Origin of the sequence: Methanospirillum hungatei, from assembly GCF_020216685.1 — an archaeon.
GTDB classification, from domain to species: domain Archaea; phylum Halobacteriota; class Methanomicrobia; order Methanomicrobiales; family Methanospirillaceae; genus Methanospirillum; species Methanospirillum hungatei_B.
In genome coordinates this window covers 1-6,971 of record NZ_JAIWNS010000232.1, presented here as the reverse complement: position 1 = coordinate 6,971, position 6,971 = coordinate 1, and the positions used below count along the sequence as shown (strand labels likewise).

Below are 6,971 nucleotides of genomic sequence, written 5' to 3'. Positions count from 1 at the left end.
CACTCGTATTATTGAATTTTTGCTCAAGTAGTTCCCTGACTTCCATATTTGCCGGATTTAGAGAAAGAGCCTGTTCATAAGTACTACGAGCTTCATTTAATTTCCCCGTCAGGATTAACAAATCTCCCAAATTTTTCCAAATTTTATCATCTTCAGGTTCGAGTTTTATTGCCTCTCTGTATGCATGCTCAGATGCTTCGAATCGTTTCATCTTTTGCAGTGTCATACCCATCCCAGACCAGGCATCAGATGAATTCGGGTAAATGCGAATGACTTTTTCATATCCCTTCAGGGCTGAATCATAATCTCCAAACATCAATGAGAATATTGCAGAACTGAGCATTGCCTTTTCAGGATCCTGTAGTGCACCTATGGTTGTATTCAGATTTGTTTGCACTGCAGTATATGTCGGGTCATAAAGAAGAGACTGATTGTAGGCATTCAGGGCATCAATGAATTTTCCTTCACCATACAGGTAATCTCCGATATATTTCCATCCCTTTGCCTGATTATGAATTGCTTCTTGTGTCATATTTATTCCATCTCTGGCATTTTTATGCTCGGGATCAATCTCTAATGTTTTTTGGTATGCATCGGCTGCATCTGCAAATAATCCTTGGATGAAAAGAGAGTTGCCAAGATAATTCCACGCTTCACTATATATTGGTTTGATCCGTACGGCATTCCTGAAGGCATCTACAGCCTCTGAATATTTGCCAAGTTCAAAATAGAGAGAACCAAAAACAAACCATCCGTTTGCATCTTCAGGATCAATTTCTATTACAGTCTTCAGAGTATCCAGAGCGAGTTCGTCCTCACCTAATTTCTGATGAGTTATTCCTTTTGCTATCCATGCGCTTGTAAAGTTTTGATTTAGCTGTAATGCCTTGTCATATGCCTCCAATGCTTCATCATATTTACTTTCATTAAAGTATGCGTTCCCCTGTTCATACCATTCATCTGCACTATCTTCAGCAAATGAGGTTTGAGCAGATAGTCCAAATAGCAAAATGAAGAGAATACTAAGAAAAAATATTCGGTTCATATCATGAGATATATCTTGTCCGGGATAATTTTTTCTATGAAAGAAAAATTGTAACTACTCAGGGAATAGATACGAAAGAACGTATGGGATATATCCCTCTATCGTTTAGAATCTGGCGAATTCATGATCTTATTAAAAATAAAGTGATCATGGATGAATATGAAGACATGGATGGATATGTGACCGATGAAAATGGTCATTTGATGCTTCAGTATGATGGGATTCCAGGTAGTATCTATCGGGTGGACGCCTTTGTTCTTGGACCTGAAGGATGTCCGGATTATTCTCATAATATCAGGATCGAGGTTCGCCCACCTCCGGTTACTGAAACACCTGAAGAGTTTCCTCCCTGTAAAAATCTAGTGAAAAATGGAGGTTTTGAATCGCCGGCAATCAATAGTGGGTACACTACCTTAAGTCAAGGACATAATCTCGATTCCTGGAACATCATTTCTGGATCTGTGGACCTCGTGAGGAGCTATTGGCAGCCGTCTGAGAAGAGCCAGTCTCTTGATATTGCAGGGTCTGAATCCGGATCCATTGAGCAGCAAATATCAGTCAATCCTGGGAATTACTATGAGTTATCTTTTGATCTTGCCGGCAATCCTGATACCAATAAAATTAAACAAGTAACTGTCTACTGGGATAATGAAATTGTTGGCAGAGAAGATTTCAATAATGCAGCCTGGAAGGCCACTCATATGGATATGAAATGGAGAAAAAAGATTACCTACAAGTACCTGTTAGGAGACAGTGATGGGATCTCTACTCTTCGATTTGAATCTACAAATCCTGATGGATCAGATGCATGGGGGGCAGTTATTGATAATGTCTGGGTATGTGATATGATGACAGGACCGGTTCGAAAAACTCAGCCTGCCTATGTTTCTCCTGCTCCAACCTCAATCTCTGATTATGGAAATGAAAATTGGATTGAAGGATTATTGAGAGATTTATTAGGTTAATCCATTTTTTTAATTTTAATTTTTAGTGAGGGTACGTAATTCATGATTTCTGGGGATTTTTTTAGCTGTAGATCACGGGAAACTGATTTAACGTTGTGTATTATTAACTACTTTCGTGATTATCTCTCTTCATGAAAAAAATAATCATAGTATTACTCTTCCTGCTCTGCAACTTCTTCATTTCCTTAACCGTTTCTGGCAACATCAATGAAGTTCCTGCATTACAAATCGGATCCGAACCAAATGATCAGGGAAAGCCAGAATTTGTTTATTATTATCCCCAAATGCAGGAAATAAGAGAAAAGGTAAATAGTATTTTATTATGTGACACTCTGATGTCTTTGATATTAAGTGAGAACTGTTCGCTTGATGCAACAGAAGAAGAGCAAGAATCGTGTGAGACCCTTCCGGAAGGCTGGTCCTTGTATCCATGTAATGGCACAAAAGTCCTTGAAGCACTCCCCCATCTTCATCTCTCTCCTGATAAAATAATATCCGGGTACTTTTATCGTACATTTATGATAGGTGTCCCATTTTTGCTAGTGTTTGATGCAGATGAAAACCCCTCCATTCCGGAGGAGTATCTTACCAATGATTATGAGAAAATTCCTCCCCTTGGAGATTTAGAGATATTAAATTATATTTCAGGTGATAAAAGTTATGAATCATATCTTGAAACATCAATCCTGAATAAAATGATACCAAATCATACCTCTGTTTTTGACAGAAATACATGGTCAACCCATATTATTCTCAATGATCAAATGGTTGCAGATGCAAATCGTGATAGAGGTTCATCCTTTGAGGTTCCTTTAATTGACGAATTAAAGAGTTCAAAGTGGAATTGGACGGGAGATTATCCTGAGCGGTTTGACCCTGTAATTTATAGTCAAAACGAATCTATAATTGTCCAATTCTATACATATTCAGGACTAAATGATCAGAAAATCGTCAAATATACCGATATTTATCCGAATGGTTCATACATACCTGAATCTGAAGAGTTTTTGATTGCCTCTGGCGGGGGAGGATATTATTATTAATTTTAAAATCATGAAAGTCATTTTGGGATAAAGAGATGAGAATATTGCAGATGTTAGTCAGGGATCAGAGATTATAATTCTTTTATAGTGGCCAGAGAACTGCGAGTTTGATGAGGTATTCCCTCCTCTTCTCAAATAATGCAGAGAAGTAGATGGAAAACCCCGATACTGATTCGCAGCAGACTTAATTAATGGTAGTGCATTAAATTGTCCGGAAAAATTTTGGTTGGGCAGAGGAGGTTGTTAAGATTTTAGGGTTCACCCTGTAAAAAAACCAACCGCTGAATTGTGTCTTTGAACATGGATAGGAAATTGGACTGTCTGGCTATTCATCTGCCCACTTCCTACTATTATGATTTCAAGAGTAAATATCCGCGATTCTGGATATTAATAATAAATTTGTCATTGCAACAATCTTATGGAGTACGGGCCAGCTAATTCAAGAGCGGTTTGATCGAATAAAAGATGTGAAAAAGAGGTTCGGTTCATGCAAGATGGATATTGACACAAATTGCTCATGCAGCAGCAAGATGCCGGTATAATTCATTACGCTTTTACTACGAAAGAAAAATGAACTCATTGGAAAAGCGAAAGCCACCATTGGATTGGCCCGAAAGATAGTAATTATTATTTGGTATCTCCTAAAAAACAACGATACTATGATGATCCGTTGTTTCCAAGGAAGAAAGTTCCAACAATGAATTAGGTAATGGTTCCCAAGGAAGTATCATTTGAGCAACTATTAGAAATAATTGCAAAGGCGGACATCCTTATTAAAGCACCAGATCCTGAAATTTTATGATTTATCAAATGATTATTTTAAGGGGGTATTTCTGAGAACCGTAGGAATTTTCATAGGAAATAGGTATTTGATGAGTCATACTGTTCTCTACTCAAATAAAGCAGAGAAGTTCCTGAAAAATCTACCTGTAAATATTGCAAAACACATAAAAGATGAAATTCTCACTCTGGAAAATGCCCAAAATCCCAAAACCCTACCTGAAAAAGATTGAGGGAGTAAGTAAGAAACACCCGCTTTATTCCTACAGGGTGGGTGAGTATCGTGCTATTCTTACATTTCTCAAAGGTCAATTCGTGATAGTGGTCATTGAGATAGATAACCGAAGAACCTCGTATTGAAAAGAGTCAACCATTTTTTATTGAAATCTGACCTATCTATCAACCAATTCTAATTCTCTATTATTTCGGATTTTGATACATAATCTACAAATATCATGTAATGACTTACTACTCTATGAGGCACTGACGATGATTCACTTAGACGATCTGACAATAAGTAAAAAATTACTGATCCTCGTGGTTGTAGGAATTTTCGCAATAATTGTGGTAGGATGCATCGGCATATTCAGCACCCAGCAGATAAATTCGCAATTGGGTGAGTTATATCAGAATAAATATGCCCATTCAGTTCTGGCTCTCGAAGCATATTCCGACATGATGAGCTTTGCAGTCGGGGGGTACATGCTCACTCTTGAACCAGATCAGACAAAAAAACGTGCAATCGAAGAATCGAATCAAATGCCCTATGTAACCTCTTTCAAAGAAAAACTGGATAAGTATGAATCTATTCCAATGAACGAGGATGAAAAAAAAGTCTTTACTGATCTCAAACAGGCTTCAACAGAATATTTTGATCTTGCCAAGCAGACCAATGAACTAAATTTCGCCGGAAAAGTTGAAGAATCAACAAAGTTGCGGACTGAAGTTCTGGTTCCGATTCGGAAAAAAACATATGATGGGTTAGCTCAGCTCATAGAGCTCAATACCCAGAGTGCCAATCAATATTATCTGGATGCACAGGCCGGTTATCAGTTTATCGTTCTAGTGACGATTATCATAACCCTCTTATGTGCGATAATTCTCCTGCTCATCTCATGGCTTATCATCCGCAACCTGACCCGAAGGATAAATCTGCTTATTACCGGTATGAGTGAGGTTGGAGCAGGGAACCTGTCATTCCGGATCGCACTGACCGGACAGGACGAGATAACACACATTGGTTCATCATTCGATTCGATGGCAGTAAATCTTGAAAAACAGGCCCATGAGATCAACAGGAATATTGAGAGATCGAAACTGGCCAATAAAGCCATTATGGCTGTTGCAAACGAGATAAAGAGTGGAAATATCAATGCAACTATCAATACCGCGGAACATGAAGGAGAATTTTTTGTCACGGTCCAGAGTGTTAATGATCTTATTAGTGCATTTGTTCATCCCCTCCAGGAGGCCATGAACATTGTCAATAAATTTGCAACCGGTAATTTTACTGCCCGGTATGATACGAAGGCACAAGTAAAAGGGGACTTTGAAAAATTCAAAATAGCCCTGGATAACAGTGGAATGAGTGTCTCTGATGCAATTATCGGTGTGAAGGGGGAGGTTGAGACCTTGCAGGCGTTGATGGAAGAGACCAATGCCAGTGCCACCGAAGTTTCCAGTACAACCACTCTGCTTGCACAGAATTCCTCATCGGTAAGCGGCCTTGCAGAGAGGAGCAGTAGTAGTATTACCCAGGTACTATCAGCTATGGATGATCTTTCAAAAGCTGTCGGAGCTGTTGCCGCCGCTGCAGAGGAAGCATCAGGAAAAGCTATGGAGACCGTGCAGTTATCAGAAAAAGGGCTGAAACTTGCAGGAGAGGCCGAGCGAGGTATGAATGATATCATGCTCTCATTTGAAGATACCGGGAGTAATATTCAGGACATCAATAACCAGATGGAGGAGATAGGAAAGATAGTGGGTATTATCACCGGAATTTCTGAGCAGACCGGTCTTCTCGCTCTGAATGCGGCTATTGAGGCAGCACGGGCTGGAGAAGCCGGATTGGGATTTGCAGTCGTAGCTGATGAAGTCAAATCACTTGCACTGGAGTCACAAAAGTCAGCAGAAAACATTGCCACTATTATAGGAAACCTCCAGAAAAAGTCACAGATCGTTTCAGACTCTATGACAAGATCACTGGATGAAGTGAAATCAGGGAACGAAGCAGTACGGGAGACATTACGAGTGTTTAATGAGATTGTAGCCTCTATAAATATCATTTATGAACAACTGGCAGAAGGAGCCAGTGCATCAGAAGAACAGGCTGCAACAGTGCAGGAGATAACGGCAAGTGTCAATGAGATTGAAAACATGGTTCGGCAAACCGCAAAAGAAGCGGTGGATTCTGCTGCAGCAACAGAGGAAGTAACCGCCTCAATAGATCAGATATCCAGGGCAATTTCAGAAGCAACAACAGCAATTCAACGGATAGCAACCGGGATGGGGCACTTTACGGTGGCATAAAAAAGAAACTGATATACGAACGAAAAAAATGAAGTATACCGAAAAATGGCTGTATTGTCGCATACCTGTGATCTGCTCCTTGCCGGATATGAAGCTTTGCCGGATGGCATAGTCATAACCGATCCAAATTCCTCATTATTGTTTTTTAATCAAACAGTCAGGGAGATGTTCCATCTGGATGATAGGTACCTCAATAATCATCTTATTGACTTATTGCCAAAATGTATTGACCTGGATATAAAGCCAGAGCTATTTTTAACACTTTTAGAGAGGATCAAAGATAATCCGCTTCTTGAGTTCTCTCAAAAATTCTCATGTCTTACAGGAGATAAATGGCTGGTAACAAAACCTCTTCTAGGCAAAAATGATGAAATATTGGGAAGAATCTGGATAATATCTGATATTTCCAAAAATGTTCTAACGCCTGCAACTTTCGAAGATGAAGAGGGATTATTTAAAACAATTTTCAATCTCGCACCAGAAGGCATTGCTATTAGTGATCTAAACACCGGCCAGTTTCTTGAAGTGAATAAGCAATTCGTGGATCACTGGGGGTATACACGGGATGAAGTTATTGGAAAGAGTGTAATTGATCTTGACTTCTGGGTT

6 protein-coding genes are annotated in these 6,971 nt (G+C 39.3%); 5 read left to right on the top strand and 1 reads right to left on the bottom strand.

Annotation, left to right across the window (positions count from 1 at the left end; all coding sequences use genetic code 11):
* A partial coding sequence (locus LDL35_RS13690; RefSeq protein WP_304023429.1) for a lipopolysaccharide assembly protein LapB occupies positions 1-1,045 on the bottom strand: 1,045 nt, incomplete at its 3' end.
* Positions 1,046-1,194: 149 nt separating this feature from the next.
* On the opposite strand from LDL35_RS13690, the gene LDL35_RS13685 reads away from it, so the two are divergent.
* The 5 genes from LDL35_RS13685 to LDL35_RS13665 form a co-directional block, all read left to right on the top strand.
* Positions 1,195-2,010: a DUF642 domain-containing protein gene (locus LDL35_RS13685; RefSeq protein ID WP_304023428.1), complete on the top strand. Its 816-nt coding sequence runs from the start codon at positions 1,195-1,197 to the stop codon at positions 2,008-2,010.
* Between the two features lie 131 nt (positions 2,011-2,141).
* Positions 2,142-3,053, top strand: a complete 912-nt coding sequence (locus tag LDL35_RS13680) for a hypothetical protein (protein WP_304023426.1) — start codon at positions 2,142-2,144, stop codon at positions 3,051-3,053.
* Between the two features lie 872 nt (positions 3,054-3,925).
* Positions 3,926-4,066 carry a hypothetical protein gene (locus tag LDL35_RS13675; protein WP_304023424.1) on the top strand — a complete coding sequence of 47 codons (141 nt, stop codon included), beginning with the start codon at positions 3,926-3,928 and terminating at the stop codon, positions 4,064-4,066.
* A gap of 256 nt (positions 4,067-4,322) precedes the next feature.
* The gene (locus LDL35_RS13670; RefSeq protein ID WP_304023422.1) at positions 4,323-6,362 is read left to right on the top strand and encodes a methyl-accepting chemotaxis protein; all 2,040 of its coding nucleotides are present in this window, start codon (positions 4,323-4,325) and stop codon (positions 6,360-6,362) included.
* Positions 6,363-6,407: 45 nt separating this feature from the next.
* Positions 6,408-6,971 (top strand): PAS domain-containing protein (locus LDL35_RS13665; RefSeq protein ID WP_304023420.1); only part of this gene is annotated, 564 nt, incomplete at its 3' end.